The following is an 18,732-nucleotide window of genomic DNA, read 5'->3' as shown; positions in this document are numbered from 1 at the left end:
GGCTTCCGGCTATTTCTGCCGTCCTGGTAGCGATTACGGCCTTCCTCGGGGGTTCTGCGATCTCGTTCGGGGCGGTTCTTGGCTATGTCCTGATGCTCGGACTGAGCATGGGGGCTGTGACCTCCATGAATGCTGCTCTGCTCCCCGCACTTTTCGGAGTCGGATATCTCGGGTCAATTACTGGCTTCCTGGGCTTTCTGAGTGTTCAGGGCTCCTCGATGGCGGCACTCGCCTTCTCGCTCGGTAGTGATGTGTTCGGCGACTACCGGAGCGCCAGCGTCGCATTCACAGTTGCCCCGCTAGCAGTGGCAGTCATGGCGGTGATGTACCGCCGTCATTTCCTTCTCGACGGCAGACGAGAGGTCTGACTAAGGAGAGGGTCTGCTACCCCTCCCCCTGGGGGGTGGGGCGACACCGGAGCCCCTAGGTCACCCCTTCGGGTTGACGGTTTCTCCGGTCAACCCAGGGAAGATCAAGCCTCAGTAATTACTTTCTGTGACCTGCTCCGGAGAGCGTGACACCAGATGCAAAACCTCTCCTGTGTTGTCAGGGAGAGGCTAGATGCCCACTGGGTTCGTATCGGCCCCCTCCTAAACCCGATCAGCCAAACCAGTCCAGGCCAGCGTGGGCCATCGAGCACTACCGTCGGGTCATGGACGTCCGCCTCTCGGAGTTGGAGACGGCCACCCCGACGGAGACGATCATCCAGCCCACGCTGGACGACGGCGACCACGACCGCTTCGCCCACTTCGCCCGGAAGGCCGACATCGTGGAGTCGGCGGTGACAGGTAGGCCGATCGTGGCCCTCTGCGGCAAGGTATGGGTGCCGGGCCGCAACCCGGACCGCTACCCGGTCTGTCCGACCTGCAGTGAGATCTACCAGCACAAGAAGGGCGAGGAGACGGGCGCCTGAGCGCCTGATCCATGCGTCATGGGAGTGTTCCGGACACTGCGGGCCGTGGTGCGCCTCCGTCGCCCCGAGCGGGATCGGACCGTGCGGCGGCTCAGGGCGGCTGCCAACGTCGAGGACCTGCGCCGCATGGCCCGTCGTCGGCTGCCGGCCGGTGTCTTCGACTACATCGACGGGGGTGCAGAGGACGAGGTGGCACTGGCCGGAAACGTGGCCGCGTTCCGGGCCACGACCTTCCGACCCCGCGTGCTCCGGGGCCTGGGAGACCTGGACCCGTCGACGACCCTGCTGGGTCGTCCGTTGGCCTTCCCCCTGGTGCTGGCTCCTACCGGCTTCACGCGGATCGCTGATCCGGCCGGCGAGTTGGCCGTGGTCCGTGCCGCCGGTCGGGCCGGGATCCCGTTCACCCTGTCGACGATGGGGACCCGGTCGATCGAGGAGTGTGCGGCGGTCGCCGGGGCCGACGCCCGCCTCTGGTTCCAGGTGTACGCCTGGCGGGACCGGGACCTGATCCGTCGGATGGTGGACCGGGCGGCTGCCGTCGGATTCGAGGCCCTGTGCCTCACCGTGGACACGGCGGTACTGGGCCGACGCGAGCGCGACGTCCGGCGGGGCCTCACCCTGCCGCCCGAGATCGGACCCGGTACGTTCATCGACGGCCTCCGCCACCCCGGATGGACCTGGCGGTTCCTGCGTTCGGACCCCATCCGGTTCGCCAACGTGGAGGGCTTGGACGCCGGCGAGGGCGCACCCGGGGATGGTTCGACGGCGGTCGACCTGTCCGCATACATGAACAGCCAGTTCGACCACGGCCTGTCGTGGAAGGACGTGGCCTGGCTGCGCTCCATCTGGGACGGACCCGTGCTGGTCAAGGGGATCCAGGCCGTGGAGGACGCCGTGCTGGCCGTGGAGCACGGCGTCGACGGCGTGGTCCTCTCGAACCACGGTGGTAGGCAGCTCGACGGGGCGCCGGCCCCGTTCGACCTGGTGGCGGAGGTGGCCGGGGCCGTCGGGGGCCGGACCGAGGTGATCTGCGATGGTGGCATCCGACGGGGGAGCGACATCGTCAAGGCGGTGGCCGCCGGCGCCACGGCGACCATGGGCGGCCGGCTGTTCCTCTATGCGCTGGCTGCCGCAGGAGAGGCCGGTGTGGACCACGTGCTGGGGCTGCTCCGGTCGGGGACCGAACGCACCATGGCCCTCGTGGGGGCGGCGTCGGTCGGTGACCTGGGCCCCGAACTGCTCGAGCGGACCTGAACGTCGTGCCGGTCGGTGGTGGGCGGGAGCAGCGGGGATGATCGCGTGACCATGCCCGCAGGTCGGATCCGGATCGGTGGAGGGACGCACGGATGAGCTGTTCGCACCTCCGGCTGGATCGCCATCCCCTGGAGGATCCGGGCTACCGGTCCCGGTGCCGTGAGGAGCTTGCCGCGACCGGCGTGCTGGTGCTCGATGGCTTCTTCTCGTCGGAGGCCGTCGCTCAGGTCGTCGCTGCGTCCGCAGACCGGGAGGACGAGGCGTACTACGCGACGTCGACCCACAACGTGTACCTGACGCAACCGGATCCCGGGCTTCCGGCTACGCATCCCTTCAACCGCCAGGTGGCCAGCAGCAAGGGGCTGTTGGCCGATGACCAGATCCCCGCCGACTCGCCCCTCCGTGACGTCTACGAGGACGGGTCGTTCCGTTCGTTCCTGTGCTCGGTCCTGGGCATCGAGGCCATCCACCCCTACGACGACGACCTGTCGTCCATCAACCTCCACTTCGCCGCCGAGGGCCACGAGTTGGGGTGGCACTTCGACAACTCCTCGTTCGCAGTCACGATGCTGCTGCAGGCCCCCGCCGCTGGTGGACGATTCGAGTACGTGCCCGCCGTCCGCGACGCCGACGCCGGGGACATGGCGTTCGAGCGGGTGGCCGAGGTACTCGACGGGATGGTGGAGGTGGACCGCCTGGCCTTCTCGCCGGGTGACCTCGTCATGTTCCGGGGGCGTAACGCCATGCACCGGGTGACGCCCACCGAGGGGGTGGTGACCCGCATGCTGGTCGTCTTTGCCTTCAACGACCGGCCCGGGATAGGGCTCTCGGACTCGGCGGTGCAGACCTTCTACGGTCGTACGACCTGACACCCTGTCGTCCGGCGTCGCTTGTGGCCGTCGTCGGGCTGGTCAGTCCGACGACGCGGTCATGGGCCTTCGCGGGGTGGTCGGCCCGGGCCGTTCGGCGCCACGGAAGGCGCCCACCTCGGCCGTCCGCTCGGCGTCGAAGTGGCCCGTGCCGTTCGTGCCGAGGATGGTGCAGAACGGGTCGGAGCCGCAGTCGGGGTCTTCGGGGGCCGTCACCTCGACCCTGCTGATCGAGGCGTAGTCCAGGCGGAACCCGGCGGCCGGGTTGCCGACCACGTCGGCCAGGATGGTGCGGATGGTGCCGCCGTGGCAGGCCACCAGGACCCGTCCACCGGGCGGGTTGCGGCACAGGGCGTCCCAGGCGGCCACGACCCGCTTCCGGAACTCCTCCGGCGTGTCCCAGCCGATCTCCTCGTAGCGCCGTTGGCTGATCTTCTCCCAGTATGCGCCGCCCTCTGTGGGCAGCAGCTCGGTGGGGAGGTAGGTGTGGGACCCGCGGTCGATCTCGTCGAAGCCGTGTACGACCTCGGGGGTGAGCCCCCGGGCCGCGGCCACCGCCTCGACGGTCTGGACGGCCCGCTGCTTGGGGCTGGTGACCACGTGGTCGATCTCCTCGCAGGCCAGCCAGGCGGCCAGGCGGTCGGCCTGCCAGACACCCAGCTCGCAGAGTCCGGGGTCGGCGACGGTGGGGGAGTCGATGACGGTCTCCGGACGGCCGTGGCGGACGAGGACTACGTGCACGGCAGCGGACGGTACCGGTCGGTTCAGGCCGCGAGGGTGCTGGGGGCGGTCAGGACGCCGACCAGCACGTCGATGAGGTCCCCCTCGTAGGCCCGGTCGTCGAGCGTCGGGGTGGTACCGGAGTCCAGGACCACGGCCCGGGCGGCCAGCGAGGAGGTCATGAGCCGGATCATGGCCACCAGCCGGGCGGTGCGGATCGAGGCATCCGGTCCGTCGGCCCGGGCCTCCAGCCGGACCAGGGCGTCGGTTAGGTGGGCCTGGTCCACGCCCTCGGGGACGTCCTGCCAGGCTGGGAACCGGTCGGACAACTGGGCCACGATCCGGACGTAGCGCCTGCCCCGGGAGTCTGCCAGGACGGTGGTCATCGGCCTGACCAGGGCCGAGACCAGCGATCGGATGTCGGCCGGGACGTCCGGGTCGTGGTGGACCATCGACAACATCTCGCCCCGGTGGGCGTCGATGGGATTCCCGTGCTCGGCCAGGATGGCGTCCAGCACCCCCTCCCGGGAACCGAAGTGGTATGTGAGCGCCGAGGCGTTCCGCTGGCCGGCGGCCCGGACGATGTCGCCCATGGTCGCCTGCCATATTCCGACCTCGGCGAACTGGCTCTCGGCCTCGGCCAGGAGCCGGGCCCGGGTCTCGGTGCCGTCGCGGGCCATGGGGGATCCCGGTGTCCGGTCGTAGCCTGATCGGGCCTAGGCCAGCGGGAGCAGGGCGGTGGTCGGGATGACCGACACGTCGATGCCCTCGGGGATCGGGTACTGGAACTCCGGGAATCGGCGCTGGGCCTGGGCCCGGTAGCGATCGGTGGAGTGGGTGCGGTCGCCGTCGTGCTCGGGGATGACCTGGTCGCCGAAGAGTTCGATCATCTCGAGGGTCTGGTCGTAGGTCAGGCCCTCGGTGGGGAGCCCGAACACCACCTGGTCGCAACCCACCTCCCTGTAGCGGTTCAGCTGCTCGCAGACCTCCTCGGGGTTGCCGCACAGCATGTAGCCACCGTCGATGGCCAGGTCCAGGAGCTCGTCCGTCCAGCCCGGGTCCATGGGCGGGTCGGGCCAGGTGATGGCGCCAGGCGACTTGGGCATGGTGTCGTGGTACATGTTGACCATGGTGACGAGGTAGCCCCGCCCCTTGGCCTTGGCCACGGCCCGGGCCTCGTCGCGGTCCTCGAGGCAGATGCAGGCGTTGGTCATCATCACGTTGTCGTTCTTGAACTGGCCGATCTGCTCGACCGGGTCCTGGATGGCCTCCTTGTAGGCCTCCACCCGGCCCCTCAGGTTGTGGATGGGCTCGAAGTTGAAGGCGATGGCGCCGATGCCCAGCGAGCCGGCCTTGGCGAACGTGGGCGGGTTGCCGCAGGCCACCCAGAGCGGCGGGTGCCCCTTGCCGTAGGGCTTGGGGAGGATGTTGTGGGGGGTCGGCACGGTGAAGAACTCCCCGTCGAAGTCGTAGTCCTTCTGCTCCCACATGCGGGGTATCTCGCGGATGACCTCGTCCCACTGGGCCTTGGTCACGCTCGGGTCCATGACGTTGAAGGTGCGGAGTTCGTGGCTGCCGGCGCCCCGGCCGGTTCCGAACTCGAACCGGTTGTTCGTGACATGGTCGAGCATGGCGGCCCGTTCGGCTATGCGGACCGGGTGTTCCTTGTTGGTCGGCAGGCTGGTGATGGCCGAGCCGATGTGGATGTAGTCGGTCTGGGCTGCCACCCAGCCCATGACTGGGGCTGGGGCGGACATGTGGCTGTACTCGGTGAGGCCGTGGTGCTCGCCGAACCAGATGTACTTCCAGTTGTGCTTGTCGGCCAGGATGGCGTACTCGGCCTCGCGCAGGAGCTCCATGTGCTCGCTCTCGGAGTCGTGGGCGGCCGGTCCGGGGGTGTAGCCGTTCGAGAAGATGCCGAACTCCATGGGTGCTCCTGGGTTGCGGGTCGAGCGGCGTCCACCGACGACCATTAGTAATGAATACCATTAGTATGACTGAGGCGGCGGACCGGATCAAGTCGGGGCTCCGGTGGCCGGTACGGTCCGGCGGATGGACCAGCCGAGGCACTGGAGCGGACACCTGGCCGGGGGAGGCGACGGCGACGCCGCGTTCGTACTTTCCGAACCTGGCGCTCTGGTGGGAGCCTGCGTACGCCGACTCACAGGCGACCCCGATCGTCGGTTGCTCCACGGCACATGGTCACGGGCGGCCGAAGACCATCCCGTCTGGATCTCCCGGGGGGAGTTCCTGGACCTGACGGAGGTCGTGGCCGGACGCCTTGGCGGGGTCGGCCTGGAAGCCGGCGACCGGGTGCTCATCTCGGGGCCGTCCAGCATCGACCTGGCTGCGGCCCACTTCGCCTGCCTGCGACTCGGGCTGGTGGTGGTGCCGACCAACGGCGCGTACCGAGAGGCCGAGCTCTCCCACGTGGTCGCCGACTGCCGCCCGAGGGCCGCCCTCGTGGACCACGACGGCTGGGCCGACAGGTTGGCGGCGCTGGATTCGGACCTGGTGGTCTCCGGCACAGCGGTGGACCTGGCGGACGGTGGGGCCCGGGCGGTCCTCGACCGAAACTCACCGGATGATCCGGCCGTCATCGGCTACACCTCGGGCACCACCGGACGTCCCAAGGGAGCGGTCCTGACCCAGGCCAACCTGCTAGCCGGCGCCCTGTCCGTCCAGCTGGCGTGGCGCTGGTCCGACTCCGACCGCCTCCTGTTGTGCCTGCCGCTGTTCCACATGCACGGGCTGGGCGTGGGCCTCCACGGGACCCTGCTGGCCGGCGGATCGGCGGTGCTGCAGTCCGGCTTCGACCCCGACGCCGTGTTCGACGGCCTGGCCGACCACCGCTGCTCGATGTTCTTCGGCGTGCCGACCATGTACCACCGCCTGGCCGACCATTGGCGGGTGGCCGACCTCGGCGCCCTGCGGCTCTGTGTTGCAGGTTCGGCCCCGCTGGCCGCCACCCTCCACGGTCGACTGGCCACCGAGGCAGGCGTTGCCGTGCTGGAGCGCTACGGCATGACCGAGACGGTGATGCTGGTGTCCAACCCGTTCGACGGCGAGCGTCGCGCCGGTGCCGTGGGGATCCCCCTGCCGGGGGTGGACCTACGCCTGGCGGAGGGGAGCGGCGAGATCCTGGTCCGGGGACCCAACGTGTTCGCCGGCTACTGGGAACGACCGGAGGCCACTGACGAGGCCTTCGTGGCGGATTCCGACGGCGGAGGCGCCTGGTTCCGGACCGGCGACCTGGGGGCTGTGGACGCCGACGGCTACGTCTCGATCGTCGGCCGGGCCGGGGACCTGATCATCACCGGTGGCTTCAACGTGTACCCGCGTGAGGTGGACGACGCCCTGGCCGCCCATCCGGCGGTGGCCGAGGTGGCCGTGGCCGGGATCGGGTCCGATGAGTGGGGCGAGGAGGTGGTGGCGTGGGTGGTGCCGCCCGATGGCGTGGAATGCCCGTCGGTCGACGAGCTCCGGGCCTTCGCACGCGACCGCCTGGCTTCCTACAAGCTGCCCAGGAGGGTGGTTGCCGTAGACGTCCTGCCCCGGAACGCCCTGGGAAAGGTGATGCGCCACGAGCTGCGATTGGCCGACCCGGGCTGATGCGCCCGCTGGGGTCGTCCAGCCGTGGCTGCGCGAGGCTCCCGGCCATGACCGACGCACCGATCGGAGCACCGACCCGGGTCGAGTTCCACTTCGACGTGATCTGCCCGTGGGCGTACCAGACCTCCCTCTGGATGCGCGAGGTCCGGGACCGGCAGGGCCTCGAGGTGGACTGGCGGTTCTTCAGCCTCGAGGAGGTGAACCGGGTCGAGGGCAAGAAGCACCCGTGGGAGAGGGAGTGGTCCTACGGGTGGTCGATGATGCGCATCGGTGCGCTCCTGAAGCGTCGGCACCCCGACCTGAACGATGCCTGGTACCTGCGGTCGGGCACGGCGCTGCACGTGGAGGGCCGCCAGCCCCACCGCGCCGAAGTGGCCCGCGAGCTCCTCGTGGAGATGGATCTGGATCCCGGGCTGGTCGACGAGGCCCTGGACGACCCCACGACCCACGACGACGTCCGGGCCGACCATGATCGGGTCGTCTCCATGGGCGGCTGGGGGGTACCGACCCTGGTCTTCCCGGGGGTTGACGAGGACGACTCCCGCAAGCTCTTCGGTCCTGTCCTCATTGACCCGCCGACCGGCGATGCCGCCGACCGGCTCTGGGACCTGGTGGTCGGCTGGCTGGAGTTCCCACACCTCTTCGAGATGCAGCGACCCAAGACCGCAGCCGACCTGGCCGATGTAGGCGAGGTGTTCCGACCGTACATCGAGGCCCGGGAGTGGAGCTCCGTGGCCAACCCAACCCCCTGACCCGACGCCCTAGGAGGACGAAGCACGTGGAGATCGAGTTGGACCGGGGACGGATCCTCGGCGGGTTGGAGCAGATATGGACCGAGTGGTCGGAGTGGGCCGCCGGGCTCTCCGACGGGGAATGGGCGACGCCCAGCCGGTGTCCGGGATGGACCGTTCAGGACAACCTGGCCCACATCGTGGGCACCGAGCGGATGCTCCAGGGCCACTCGGCGCCCGAGGTAGAGGTGTCGGGCGAGCACGTCAGGAACCCTGCTGGCGAGGGCAACGAACGCTGGGTCGAGTCGATGCGGTCGCTGTCCGGGCCCGAGGTGGTGGAGGCGTTCCGTGCCGTCACCGGCGAACGGTTGGCCGAGCTGGCCGCCATGTCAGACGAGGAGATCCTCGCCGTGGGCTGGTCGCCGGTCGGCGAGGTGCCGTACCTGCGCTTCATGCACGTCAGGGTCTACGACTCGTGGTTGCACCTCGAGGACTGCCGGGAGCCCCTCGGCCACGAGCCGTCGGGTGGGGGCCTGCCCGCGGAGATGGCCGTCGCCGAGGTCACCACGGTGGCCGGCTACGTAATCGGCAAGAAGGCGGGTGCGCCGGACGGCAGCCGGGTGGAGGTGAACCTGACCGGGCCGGTCGAGGCGGTCATACGCGTGGCCGTGGACGGACGGGCCGCGCTGGTGGATGCCTTCGACTCCGAACCGACTGCCACCCTGACCCTGTCGTCGCACGACTGGCTGGCCCTGACCGGCGGGCGCAAGGACCCGGCTCCGCTCATAGAGGACGGCAGCGTGGCGCTGGCGGGTGACCTCGACCTGGCCAGGCAGCTGGCCGGGCGACTTGCCTTCACCATCTGACGGCCCGGACGTAGCATCCGTCCATGGCCTTCGGACACCGACTGCTGACGATCCCGGACCCCGGCGACGCCCTGCCCGGGCGGGTCGAGGCCATGGAAGAGCCCGGGGACCACGTGGTCAACGGGCGTCCGCTGGTGCCACCGTTCCCGGACGGGATGGAAACCGTCGTCGTCGGCATGGGTTGCTTCTGGGGCGCTGAGCGGAAGTTCTGGGAGGCCCCCGGCGTGTGGACCACCGCCGTGGGCTACTCGGGCGGCCACACGCCCAACCCCACCTACGAGGAGGTCTGCTCCGGCCTCACCGGGCACAACGAGGTGGTGCTGGTGGTCTTCGATCCGACGGTCGTCGGCCTCGAGGGCGTCCTGCGGACCTTCTGGGAGAACCACGACCCCACCCAGGGGATGCGACAGGGCAACGATGTGGGTACCCAGTACCGGTCCGGTATCTACGTGGCCGACGACGCCCAGCGTGCGGTCGCCGAGGCCGGCCGCGACGCCTACGCGGCCAGGCTGGCCGGGGAGGGCTTCGCTGCGGTGACCACCGAGGTCGTCGACAGGACCGCGTTCTACTACGCCGAGGCCCATCACCAGCAGTACCTGGCCCGGAACCCCATGGGCTACTGCGGGATCGGCGGTACCGGGGTGTCCTGTCCAACCGGGGTGCTCGGCTGACGGTCCCCGCCGTCGCAGGTCAGCGCCTCAGGCTCTGGGACCATTGCCAGGCGGCGGTGCGTCAGGCCTCCAGGACCGTCACAGTTCCGGCGGTGCCGTCCACCTCGACCAACGCCCCGTCCGGTATCCGGGAGGTGGCCTCTTCGACCGACACCACGCAGGGGATGCCGAGCTCACGCGACACGATCACGGCGTGGCTCATCAGGGCGCCCACGTTGACCACCACGGCTGCCGAGGGCAGGAAGAGCGGGGTCCACGCCGGATCGGTGATGGGTGCCACCAGCACCTCTCCGGGTTCCAGGTAGATGGCATCGGCCGGGTCCATGACGACGCGGGCCCGACCCCGGGCCACTCCCTGGCAGCCCGAGGCACCGGTCAGGACGTCGCCGGGAACGGCGGTCGGCACGGTGGTCCGGGCGGCGTGGTCGGCCTCCAGTTCCTCGATGGTGGGCACCTCGTCCTGCGACGTGATGAAGAACCTCGGCTCGACGGCGGCGTAGCGGCGGAACAGCGCTCCCCGTTCGGCGATCGTGGCCAGGTGCGTCGGTGGGTCGTCGAGGTAGCCGGGCAGTTCGTCGATGGGGTCCAACAGCGCCACCCTGACCGGATCGGGGTCGCCGCCCCGCCCGGCGGCCCGGCGTACGAGCTCCCGGTAGACCTGCTTGGTCGGTGCTCCGATGCGGATGGCCCTGTCCCGGGTGGCCTCGCGGGCCTGGGCCCACCACGGAGCGGCTGCCAGGGCCTTGTCGAAGTTCTTCCTGTCCATGACCTTCAGGTGTGGGCGCACGACGTCGACGGCGGCCTGCCGTCGGTCCTCGTCGTCGGCCAACCGGCCTGCCGGGTCCAGGTCGTAGTCGGCCAGGCGCATGCGGTCGATGGCCAGCAGGGCCAGCTCCGGGGTGTTCTCCCAGTTGCGCGAGGAGAGCTCCCAGTCGTTGGGTCCCCGATGGCCGTGCGTGGCCGTGAAGTCGGCGAACCGCGCACGGAAGTCGGCCGCCTCCGGGTCGTCGGCCACACGGTCCAACAGTCCGTCCACGCCGACGTCGAAGGCCGCCATGACCGAGGGTCGGCCGATCACGGCCCGGGCGATGGCGTAGAGGTCCTTGGAGTACTCGGCCGACTTCACGTCACCGGCCGACCCGATCAGGTGAGTAACGAGGCCCGGTTGGCCGGCGGCGGCGCAGGCGTCGGCAAGCACGCCGGTCACGATCGAGGCCAGCGCCGTCGACAGCATGTGGTTGTGGAAGGCCGGTCCGAAGGCGACAGGGAAGGCGTGGAGGTAGGCCAGCAGGTCCTCGTCGGGGGCGTCCAGCTCCGGGCAGAGCGCCCGGTGGGCGTCGGCCTTCCCGTAGCTGTCGGCGACCATCGCCGGCATGGACCTGGTCCCCAGCGCCCCCAGGACGGACTTCAGGATCTTGAGGGTGGACAGCAGGCTCTTGTCGCCCTTCCTGGGCACGTAGGGCGGAGGATCACCCTCGCCGAAGAAGGCCACGTCGATGGCCTCCGGCGACGAGCTGGGCGCCCTGACGCCAAGGATCCGCAGGTACGAGAGGTTGAGGTAGGCGTAGCCGCCGTAGAGGCCGACGATCACCGGGTCGTCACTGGCGAAGTCGCCCTTCCGGGCCACGCCCAACTCCGTGTAGGCGTCTCGCCAGGCCTTCTCGGCGGCGATCACGCCCAGCCGGTAGGAGAGGGGGGTGAGGACCTCGGGGAACACCTCGCCGACGTTGCCCCTGGTGTTGATGGGCCAACGCGGGTCGACCTGTCCCTCGATGATCCACGATGTGCCCATGGTGCCCCCGTCTCGTTCCCCCGGCGTCCCAACGGGAAGCCGGGTTGGGGAGGATAGGTCAGGGACCTCCCGGGTCGCCGAGTCGAGGCCCGCCGGGGATGGTCGCCGGCCGGCTCAGTCCAGGATCTGGCGAGCTATCAGCTCCTCGAGGTGGTCGTCGTCGAACCAGTTGAGCTGCCACGACTTGGCCCGTCGGAAGTAGAGCTGGGCGTCGCACTCCAGGGTGAACCCCATGCCGCCGTGGACCTGGATGGCCACGCCGGTGACGTCCCGGCAGGTCTGGGTTGCGAACAGCTTCGCCATTGGCGCCAGGGCCTCGATGCACCGACCCTCGTCGCGGGCCCAGGCCGCCCGGTGGACGAGCACCCGGGCGCCGTCGATGGCGGTTATGCCGTCGGCCAGCGAGTGGCTGATCGCCTGGAAGGCGGCGATCGGCTTGCCGAACTGGTGGCGCTCCCTTGCGTACCCGGTGGTCAGCGCGTGCGTAGCCTCTGCAGCGCCCACCGCCCTGGCGGCCACCAGCACGAGGGCGTCGAGCATCACGGCGTGCCAGGTGTCCCAACCGGTACCGGGAGCGCCTATGCGGTCGCTGCACGGCACCCGGACGCCGTCCAAGTCGACCCGGTACTGGGTGTCGCCGGCCACGGTCCTCTGGAGTGTCAGGGTCACCCCGTCTGCCGTCGGATCCAGCAGGTAGAGGTCGATCCCCGCTTCGCCCCGGGCCGGCACGACGAGCAGGTCGGCCGACGAGGCGAAGGCCACGTGGCGCTTCGTGCCGGTCAGGACAACCTCGTCGCCTTCCGTGACGGCCGGGAGTCGGATGCCGTGCGGCCCCGAACTGTTGTCCGGCTCCAGCCAGGCCGGGATCAGGATGCTCCGACCGCTGGCGATGCCGGGTAGCCAGTCGGCCTGCTGCTCGGCGGACCCGGCGAGGGCCAGCACCCCGGCCGACACCACCGAGGAGTCCAGGTGGGGCGATGGCACGAGGCTGCGCCCGAACTCCTCGTAGACGACAACGGCGTCCAGCAGGCCCATGGCCGAACCGCCGTGCTCCTCGCCCAGCATCAGGCCTGTCAGGCCCATGGTCGCCAGCTGGTCCCAGAAGCCGTCGTCGAATCCCTTCGGGTCGTCCTCCAGTCCGCGCACCGACTCCGTGGCACCGCTGCACAACCCGCGCACGGCATCGCGGAGCATGCCCTGTTCGTCGGTGAAGGCGAGGTCCATCGGTTCTCCTAGGGGCGCCAGTCGTCGCCGTGGCGCGACCAGGGGTTGTCTTGCCCGTCCACCGGTACGGCCACGCGGATGGCGCACGTCGTGGCGGCCACGTCGCCGACCATCAGGGCCACGTCCAGGCCGATCCATCCGCAGCCGGCGTCGTCGGTGCCGACAAGGGTGACCGTGGCGCTGAACTCCATCAGGTCTCCGGGGAACACCGGGGTGTTCATGCGGAAGGTCATGCGGCCGAGGCGTCCGGTGGGCCCGGTCCAGTCGGTCACGTAGCGCTCGAACCAGGCTGCCTGGTTGGGGGTGTTCAGGAAGATGTCACGGGTGCCGTTCCGGTTGACGGCGAAGTCCCGGTCGTGGTGCATGGGGCGCCAGTCCCTCGACGCCAGGGCGCCCAGAACCACCGTGGTGGCTGTGACGTCGTGGCCCAGCTCAGGCAGCGTGTCGCCGACGGCCACGTCGCCGAGGAGCAGGTGCGGTGCGCTCACGGGGCCTCCTCCCCGGCCTGGTCGGCATCCTCCCCGGCTTCGGGCCGCCGGTAGCCGAAGGCCGTGTACGACTCCACGCCGACCACCACGTCGTCCTGGTTCAGGTACTCCACGTCGATGGTCCAGAACCGTCCCCGGCCCAACTTCGTGGTTCTAGGTTCGCTGACCGACCGGAGGACCTGTCGGGACCGCACCCGGTCTCCGATCCGGACCGGCTCGTGGAAGGTGTTGGTGTTCGACGAGATGATCGCCTCGGGGAGGTCCAGGTCCTCCTTCAGGTCGAAGTGGACTTGCAGTGGAACGGCCGGTTCGGTGCGGCCCGGCGACCAGTGGTGGGGTCGGAACCAGACGGAGAGCATCGTGGCCGGTGCGATGGGACCGTCGGTGAGGGCTGCGGCCACGTCATCCTCCCAGAACAGCGGGTTGCCGTTCTGGACTGCGGCGCAGGTGGTCCAGACGTAACCCTGCTCGACCGGGAACCCACCGTCCTCCTCGTACTGGACCAGGTCGATGCGGGCCGTCACCTCGGCGGGAATGGGCGCCGGGTCCCGGGTGTTCACCGGGTCGCTCATGCGATGGCCCCAGTGGTCCTGAGGTCGCGGAGTTCGGAGGCGGTGAGGCCGGCGTGGGCCAGGATCCGGTCGGTGTCGGGGGCCGCCTGGTCGTGGACCGGCAGCGTGGCGGCATCGACCTGGCCGGCCAGCGGTGCGGCCACCTGCCGGATGTTGCCGGCGGTGGGGTGGGTGACCTCGGTGAAGCCACCACGGGCACCGAACTGCTCGTCAGCCACCACCTCGGGTATGTCCAGGACGGCCGAGACGCAGGTGTCGGCGGGCCCCAGGTCGGCGGCCCACTCGTCGCGGGTGCGGGTGGCGAACGCGGCGGCGAAGTCGGCCCGCATGGGGTCGACGGCACGGTCGTCGCGCTGCTGGTTCAGCCACTGCGCGCAACCCAGCGCCCGGCAGAGGTTGGCGAAGAAGCGGGGCTCGATGGCGGCCACGGCCAGCCAGCCGCCGTCCGAGGCCTCGTAGAGGTCGTACCAGGCGTACCGGCCCGTCAGCAGGCCGTGGCGGGGCCCCGGCCGGGTGCCCTCGGCCAGGAACTCGTCGACGGCCAGGGACATCAGCGAGAGCACGCCGTCGGCGATCGACACGTCCAGGTGCGCGCCCTCGCCGGTGGTGGCCCGGGCCGTGAGGGCGGCGCAGATTGCGGCCACGGCGTGGAGCCCACCGGCGGCGCTGTCGGCCACGGTGGCGCCGGGCAGTGCCGGGCCGCCGCGTCCGTCGCGTCCCGAACAGTGGAGGTAGCCGCCCACGGCCAGGTAGTTCAGGTCGTGCCCGGCCCAGTCGGCCCGGGGGCCGGTCTGGCCGTAGCCGGTGGTCGAGCAGTAGACGATGCCGGGGTTCACCGTCCTGACGTCGTCGAAGCCGATGCCGAGGCGGTCGACCACGCCGGGTCGGAAGCTCTCGATGACCACGTCGACCGCTGTGGCCAGGCGCAGGAAGGCGTTCCGGCCGCCGTCGGACCTGAGGTCCAGGAGCACCCGGCGCATGCCCCTGTGGGCGCTGTACGCATGGGTCGGGGGCACGATCTGCACGCCGGCGTCCTTCGGGACGGGACCGACCTTGACCACGTCGGCCCCCCAGTCGGCCAGCCAGCGCGAGGCGCGTACGGCTGGCCCCACCGAGGCGAGGTCCAGGACTGTGATCCCGTCGAGGAGGGGGCGGTCCGGCATGTGACGTCGCCTAGAAGTTCTTGGGGAGGCCGAGGCCCCGTCGGGTGATGATGTTCTTCTGCACCTCGGAGGTGCCGCCACCGATGGTGTCCAGCACCGTGTAGCGGTAGGTGGACTCCGCCCGCCCGGCCATCGGTGCCCCGGCGGTGCCGACCCGCAGTTGCGTGCCGGGTCCGCCGAGGTCCATCGATGCGTCGGCCAGCCGCTTGGAGAACTCGGTGGTGAACAGCTTGTACTCCGATGACTCCATGGTCGGCGGGGCGCCACCCTCCTTTTCGGCCTTCGCCGAGGCGTCGACGACCCGGAGGCCCATGCCGCGGGCCACCTCGGCCGTGGTGGCCAGTCGGGCGATCCGGGATCGCACCTTCGGATCGTCCTTCAGCAGCCCACCGTCCCTGGTGGCGGTACGCACGTGGTCGACCAGCAGGTCGAGGCGCTGCTTCACCGGCGAGAAGGTGAACATGGTGAACCGCTCCAGGTCGAGGGCCTGGGATATGTACCTGAAGCCGTGGTTCAGCTCGCCGACCACGTACTCGTCGGGTACGAACACGTCGTCGAAGAACACGTCGTTGGTCCGCTCGTCGCCCATGGTCATGATGCCCTGGACGGTTATCCCCGGATGGTCCATGGGCACCAGGAACAGGGTTATGCCGAAGTGCTTCGGGGCGTCCGGGTCGGTCCGTGCTCCCACCCAGTACCACTCGGCGAAGTGGGCCGAGGTGGTCCACGTCTTCTGGCCGTTCAGGATCCAACCGCCGTCGGTCTCGGTGGCCTTCAACTTCATGGCGGCGGCGTCCGAGCCGGCCTCCGGCTCGCTGTAGCCGACCGCGAACTCGACCTCGTTGGCCAGGATCCTGGGCAGGAACTCCTCCTTCAGGAACTCCGATCCGTGGGCGATGAGGGTCTTGCCGATGATGCCGACGCCCTTGCCGATCTGGGGGCCGCCCCGGGCGGCCAGGGCCTCGTTCAGGATGTACTCGTATACGCCCTCGCCCTCCTGGCCCCCGTACTCGGTGGGCCAGGTGATACCGAGCCAGCCCCGCTCGCCGAGCCTGCGCATGAGGGCCCGACGCTTGGGGGTGTCGACGATCTGGGCCATGTTCTCCCGCGTGGGGTCGAACACCTCGGGGTCGTCGTTGGCGTCCAGGAACGCCTCGACCTCGACAGCGAAGGCCTGCTGGTCGGGTGAGAAGTCGAAGTCCATGCCTGGTGCCGGTGCTCTGGTTGGTCGGTGACGGGAAGGTAACCGCCTAGGATCATATCTGACGGTCCGTCAGATCTGGCCGTCGGACCGAGTCGGCAGATGGAAACAGGATGGGCACATGAGCGGCAGCAGGGGGATCCTGGCCTACGGCACCCACGTGCCGTACAGCCGCCTGGCCCGGTCGGCCATCGGCGAGGCCATGGGGTCGGGTGGCGGGCGCGGGCACCGTTCGGTGGCGTCGTACGACGAGGACACCACCACCATGGGCGTGGAGGCGGCCCGTCGGGCGCTGGCCGTCGCCGGACCCGGACCGGAGGCCGTGTGGTTCTCCACCGTCGCCCCGGCCTACCTGGACAAGACCAACGCCACGGTCATACACGCAGCCCTCCGGTTAGACGCATCGGTCCCGGCACTCGACTTCGGCGGGGCGTCGCGCTCCGCCGTCGGCGCCCTGCGGACTGCACTGGAGGGCGCCGCGCGCACGCTGGTGGTGGCCTCCGACATCCGCGTCGGCCTTCCCACCGGGCCGGAGGACGGCGGTGGCGGGGACGCCGCTGTCGCCGTGCTCTCCGGATGCTCCGAGGACGGCCCGCTGCTGGCCGAGTACCTGGGCGGCGCCACGTCCACCACCGAGTTCACCGACCGCTGGCGCACCCCGGGCGACGACCACTCACGGACCTGGGAGGACCGCTTCGGTGAGCAGGCCTACCTGCCGCTGGTGCACCGGGCGTGGGCTGACGCCCTGGATGCCACGGGCCTGACCACCGAAGACGTGACGGTGGCAGCCGTCGTCGGGCTGCACGGACGGGCCACCAGGAAGGCCGCATCGGGCCTCGGCGTAGCCATCGCCGACGATCGGTCCGAGACGGTCGGCAACTCCGGCGCCGCCCATCCTGCCCTGCTGCTGGCCGACGTCCTGGACACGGCGAAACCGGGAGCCGTGGTCGCCATGGTGGTGCTGGCCGACGGCTGCGAGGTCCTGTTCTTCCGGGCCACCGACGCCCTGGCGGCCGGCCGACCGGAGCGATCGGTGGCAGCGCAGATCGGGGACAGGGCCGATGTGGCCTACACCCGCTACCTAGCGTGGCGTGGCCTGCTCCGGGTCCAGCCCGCCAACCGTCCAGAGCCGAACCGCCCCTCGTCGCCTGCCGCCCTGCGCCGGAGCACCTGGAAGCACGGCTTCGTCGGCTCGACGGACCGCACCACCGGCATCACCCACCTTCCGCCGTCGAGGGTGGGCATCGCCGGTGGCGACGTCGACGACATGGACCCGGCACCCATGGCCGATGCCGTGGGAAGCGTCGTCACCTTCACCGTGGATCGGCTGGCCCACTCGCCCAGCCCGCCGGTGGTGTTCGCCGTGGTCGACTTCGACGGCGGTGGCCGGATGCCCATCGAGCTGACCGATGTCGACCCTTCGGCTGTGGCGATCGGCGACCGAGTGGAGATGACCTTCCGGCGCCTGTCCACATCCGACGGCCTGCACAACTACTTCTGGAAGGGTCGGCCCCTCCGGGGCTGAGCCGGTACGAGGGGACGGGGTTCACATGGCCTCACACGGCATACGGGACCGCGTGGCGATCGTGGGGATGGGCTGCACACCGTTCCGGGAGCACTGGGACTCCTCGCTGGACGACCTCCTGATCGACGCCCACGGATTGGCCCTGGCGTCGGCCGGCCTGGCCAAGGGCGACATCGACGCCTACTGGTACGGCACCTCGCAGTCCTCGGCCTCGGGCATCTCGCTGGCCACGCCGCTGCGGCTCGACGACAAGCCGGTGACCCGTGTCGAGAACTTCTGCGCCACCGGGTCCGATGCGCTGCGGCAGGCCTGCTACGCCGTGGCCTCGGGGGCCTACGACGTGGCGGTGGCCATCGGCGCCGAAAAGGTCAAGGACGGCGGCTACCAGGGCCTCAACGCCTTTCCGATTCCCACCGACGGCACCAACCGCACACTCACCGCGGCGGCCATGTTCAGCCTCATCCTCCCGGCCTACGCGGAGCGCTACGGGGTGGACGTCGACGAGTTGCGCTACGTGGTGGCCAGGATCGCCGAGAAGAACCACTTCAACGGGGCCCGCAACGACCTGGCCCAGTTCCGGCGCGAGACCTCGGCCGAGGCCATCTGCGAGATGGCCGCCGTGGCAGGACGGCTCTCGGTGTTCGACTGTGCCGGGGTGGCGGACGGGGCCGCCGCGGCCGTGGTGGTCCCGGCCGACCGGGCGACCGACTACACCGACGCACCGCTGTACGTGAAGGCCCTCTCGCTGGTGGCCGGCAACGGCAGCGGGCTGGTCGACCCCGGGTTCGACTTCACAACGCTGCCGGAGTGCGCCGCGGCGGCCGCCGACGCCTACGCCCAGGCCGGCATCACCGACCCGCGGGCCGAGCTGGCCATGGCCGAGGTCCACGACTGCTTCACGCCCACCGAGCTGGTGCTCATGGAGGACCTCGGATTCTGCGAGCGGGGAACGGCCTGGCGGGAGGTCCTGGAGGGCACGTTCGCCCTGGACGGGGACCTGCCGGTCAACCCGGACGGAGGACTCAAGAGCTTCGGCCATCCAGTAGGCGCCAGCGGCCTGCGCATGCACTACGAGGCGTGGCTGCAGCTCCGGGGAGAGGCACCGGCGGATCGGCGGATTGGCACTCTCGC

At 70.1% G+C, this 18,732-nt stretch carries 19 protein-coding genes; 10 read left to right on the top strand and 9 right to left on the bottom strand.

Annotated features, from left to right (window positions below):
- The 4 genes from MK177_09550 to MK177_09535 all read left to right on the top strand — a co-directional run.
- Window positions 1–368 (top strand): hypothetical protein (locus MK177_09550; protein MCH2427562.1); only part of this gene is annotated, 368 nt, incomplete at its 5' end.
- 284 nt (window positions 369–652) lie between these two features.
- Window positions 653–913, top strand: coding sequence for a DUF3039 domain-containing protein (locus MK177_09545; GenBank protein ID MCH2427561.1), 261 nt, complete (start codon window positions 653–655; stop codon window positions 911–913).
- 18 nt (window positions 914–931) lie between these two features.
- Window positions 932–2,167, top strand: a complete 1,236-nt coding sequence (locus MK177_09540; GenBank protein ID MCH2427560.1) for an alpha-hydroxy-acid oxidizing protein — start codon at window positions 932–934, stop codon at window positions 2,165–2,167.
- A 92-nt stretch (window positions 2,168–2,259) separates the two neighbouring features.
- A complete protein-coding gene (locus MK177_09535) occupies window positions 2,260–3,036 on the top strand; it encodes a 2OG-Fe(II) oxygenase (protein MCH2427559.1) in 777 nt (258 codons plus the stop codon).
- Window positions 3,037–3,078: 42 nt separating this feature from the next.
- On the opposite strand, the gene MK177_09530 is transcribed toward MK177_09535, so the two are convergent.
- Genes MK177_09530 through MK177_09520 form a run of 3 tightly spaced genes read right to left on the bottom strand, consistent with a single transcriptional unit; the run spans window position 3,079 to window position 5,684 of the window.
- The gene (locus tag MK177_09530; GenBank protein MCH2427558.1) at window positions 3,079–3,777 is read right to left on the bottom strand and encodes a histidine phosphatase family protein; all 699 of its coding nucleotides are present in this window, start codon (window positions 3,775–3,777) and stop codon (window positions 3,079–3,081) included.
- 23 nt (window positions 3,778–3,800) lie between these two features.
- Complete coding sequence (locus tag MK177_09525; GenBank protein MCH2427557.1) at window positions 3,801–4,436, bottom strand: TetR family transcriptional regulator; 636 nt, start codon at window positions 4,434–4,436, stop codon at window positions 3,801–3,803.
- Between the two features lie 36 nt (window positions 4,437–4,472).
- Window positions 4,473–5,684, bottom strand: a complete 1,212-nt coding sequence (locus MK177_09520; protein ID MCH2427556.1) for an LLM class flavin-dependent oxidoreductase — start codon at window positions 5,682–5,684, stop codon at window positions 4,473–4,475.
- A 124-nt stretch (window positions 5,685–5,808) separates the two neighbouring features.
- Between MK177_09520 and MK177_09515 the strand changes: the two genes are divergently transcribed.
- Genes MK177_09515 through msrA form a run of 4 tightly spaced genes read left to right on the top strand, consistent with a single transcriptional unit; the run spans window position 5,809 to window position 9,636 of the window.
- Window positions 5,809–7,368: an AMP-binding protein gene (locus tag MK177_09515; protein MCH2427555.1), complete on the top strand. Its 1,560-nt coding sequence runs from the start codon at window positions 5,809–5,811 to the stop codon at window positions 7,366–7,368.
- A 47-nt stretch (window positions 7,369–7,415) separates the two neighbouring features.
- Window positions 7,416–8,120, top strand: a complete 705-nt coding sequence (locus MK177_09510; GenBank protein ID MCH2427554.1) for a DsbA family protein — start codon at window positions 7,416–7,418, stop codon at window positions 8,118–8,120.
- A 26-nt stretch (window positions 8,121–8,146) separates the two neighbouring features.
- Window positions 8,147–8,965: a maleylpyruvate isomerase family mycothiol-dependent enzyme gene (locus MK177_09505; protein ID MCH2427553.1), complete on the top strand. Its 819-nt coding sequence runs from the start codon at window positions 8,147–8,149 to the stop codon at window positions 8,963–8,965.
- A 23-nt stretch (window positions 8,966–8,988) separates the two neighbouring features.
- Window positions 8,989–9,636: a peptide-methionine (S)-S-oxide reductase MsrA gene (gene msrA, locus MK177_09500; GenBank protein ID MCH2427552.1), complete on the top strand. Its 648-nt coding sequence runs from the start codon at window positions 8,989–8,991 to the stop codon at window positions 9,634–9,636.
- Window positions 9,637–9,697: 61 nt separating this feature from the next.
- Here the strand turns inward: msrA and MK177_09495 are convergent, their stop codons facing one another.
- From MK177_09495 to MK177_09470, 6 genes are all read right to left on the bottom strand, one after another.
- On the bottom strand, window positions 9,698–11,428 hold the full coding sequence (locus MK177_09495) for a PEP-utilizing enzyme (GenBank protein ID MCH2427551.1): 1,731 nt from the start codon (window positions 11,426–11,428) through the stop codon (window positions 9,698–9,700).
- Window positions 11,429–11,542: 114 nt separating this feature from the next.
- Window positions 11,543–12,652 (bottom strand): acyl-CoA/acyl-ACP dehydrogenase, encoded by a 1,110-nt coding sequence (locus MK177_09490; GenBank protein ID MCH2427550.1) that lies wholly within the window; start codon window positions 12,650–12,652, stop codon window positions 11,543–11,545.
- 8 nt (window positions 12,653–12,660) lie between these two features.
- Window positions 12,661–13,140, bottom strand: coding sequence for a hypothetical protein (locus tag MK177_09485; GenBank protein MCH2427549.1), 480 nt, complete (start codon window positions 13,138–13,140; stop codon window positions 12,661–12,663).
- Window positions 13,137–13,712, bottom strand: coding sequence for a MaoC family dehydratase N-terminal domain-containing protein (locus tag MK177_09480; GenBank protein ID MCH2427548.1), 576 nt, complete (start codon window positions 13,710–13,712; stop codon window positions 13,137–13,139). The genes MK177_09485 and MK177_09480 overlap by 4 nt, the downstream gene beginning before the upstream one ends.
- Window positions 13,709–14,875, bottom strand: a complete 1,167-nt coding sequence (locus MK177_09475; protein MCH2427547.1) for a CoA transferase — start codon at window positions 14,873–14,875, stop codon at window positions 13,709–13,711. The genes MK177_09480 and MK177_09475 overlap by 4 nt, the downstream gene beginning before the upstream one ends.
- 10 nt (window positions 14,876–14,885) lie before the next feature.
- On the bottom strand, window positions 14,886–16,079 hold the full coding sequence (locus tag MK177_09470; protein ID MCH2427546.1) for an acyl-CoA dehydrogenase family protein: 1,194 nt from the start codon (window positions 16,077–16,079) through the stop codon (window positions 14,886–14,888).
- A gap of 118 nt (window positions 16,080–16,197) precedes the next feature.
- Between MK177_09470 and MK177_09465 the strand changes: the two genes are divergently transcribed.
- Both MK177_09465 and MK177_09460 read left to right on the top strand, forming a co-directional pair.
- Window positions 16,198–17,601: an OB-fold domain-containing protein gene (locus MK177_09465; GenBank protein MCH2427545.1), complete on the top strand. Its 1,404-nt coding sequence runs from the start codon at window positions 16,198–16,200 to the stop codon at window positions 17,599–17,601.
- 25 nt (window positions 17,602–17,626) lie between these two features.
- The coding region (locus MK177_09460) for an acetyl-CoA acetyltransferase (protein ID MCH2427544.1) at window positions 17,627–18,732 on the top strand (1,106 nt) is incomplete at its 3' end.

It is taken from the genome of Acidimicrobiales bacterium (genome assembly GCA_022452145.1).
Lineage (GTDB): Bacteria > Actinomycetota > Acidimicrobiia > Acidimicrobiales > MedAcidi-G1 > UBA9410.
Note: the sequence above shows the minus strand (reverse complement) of the source record. Positions and strands in the feature narration are given on the sequence as shown.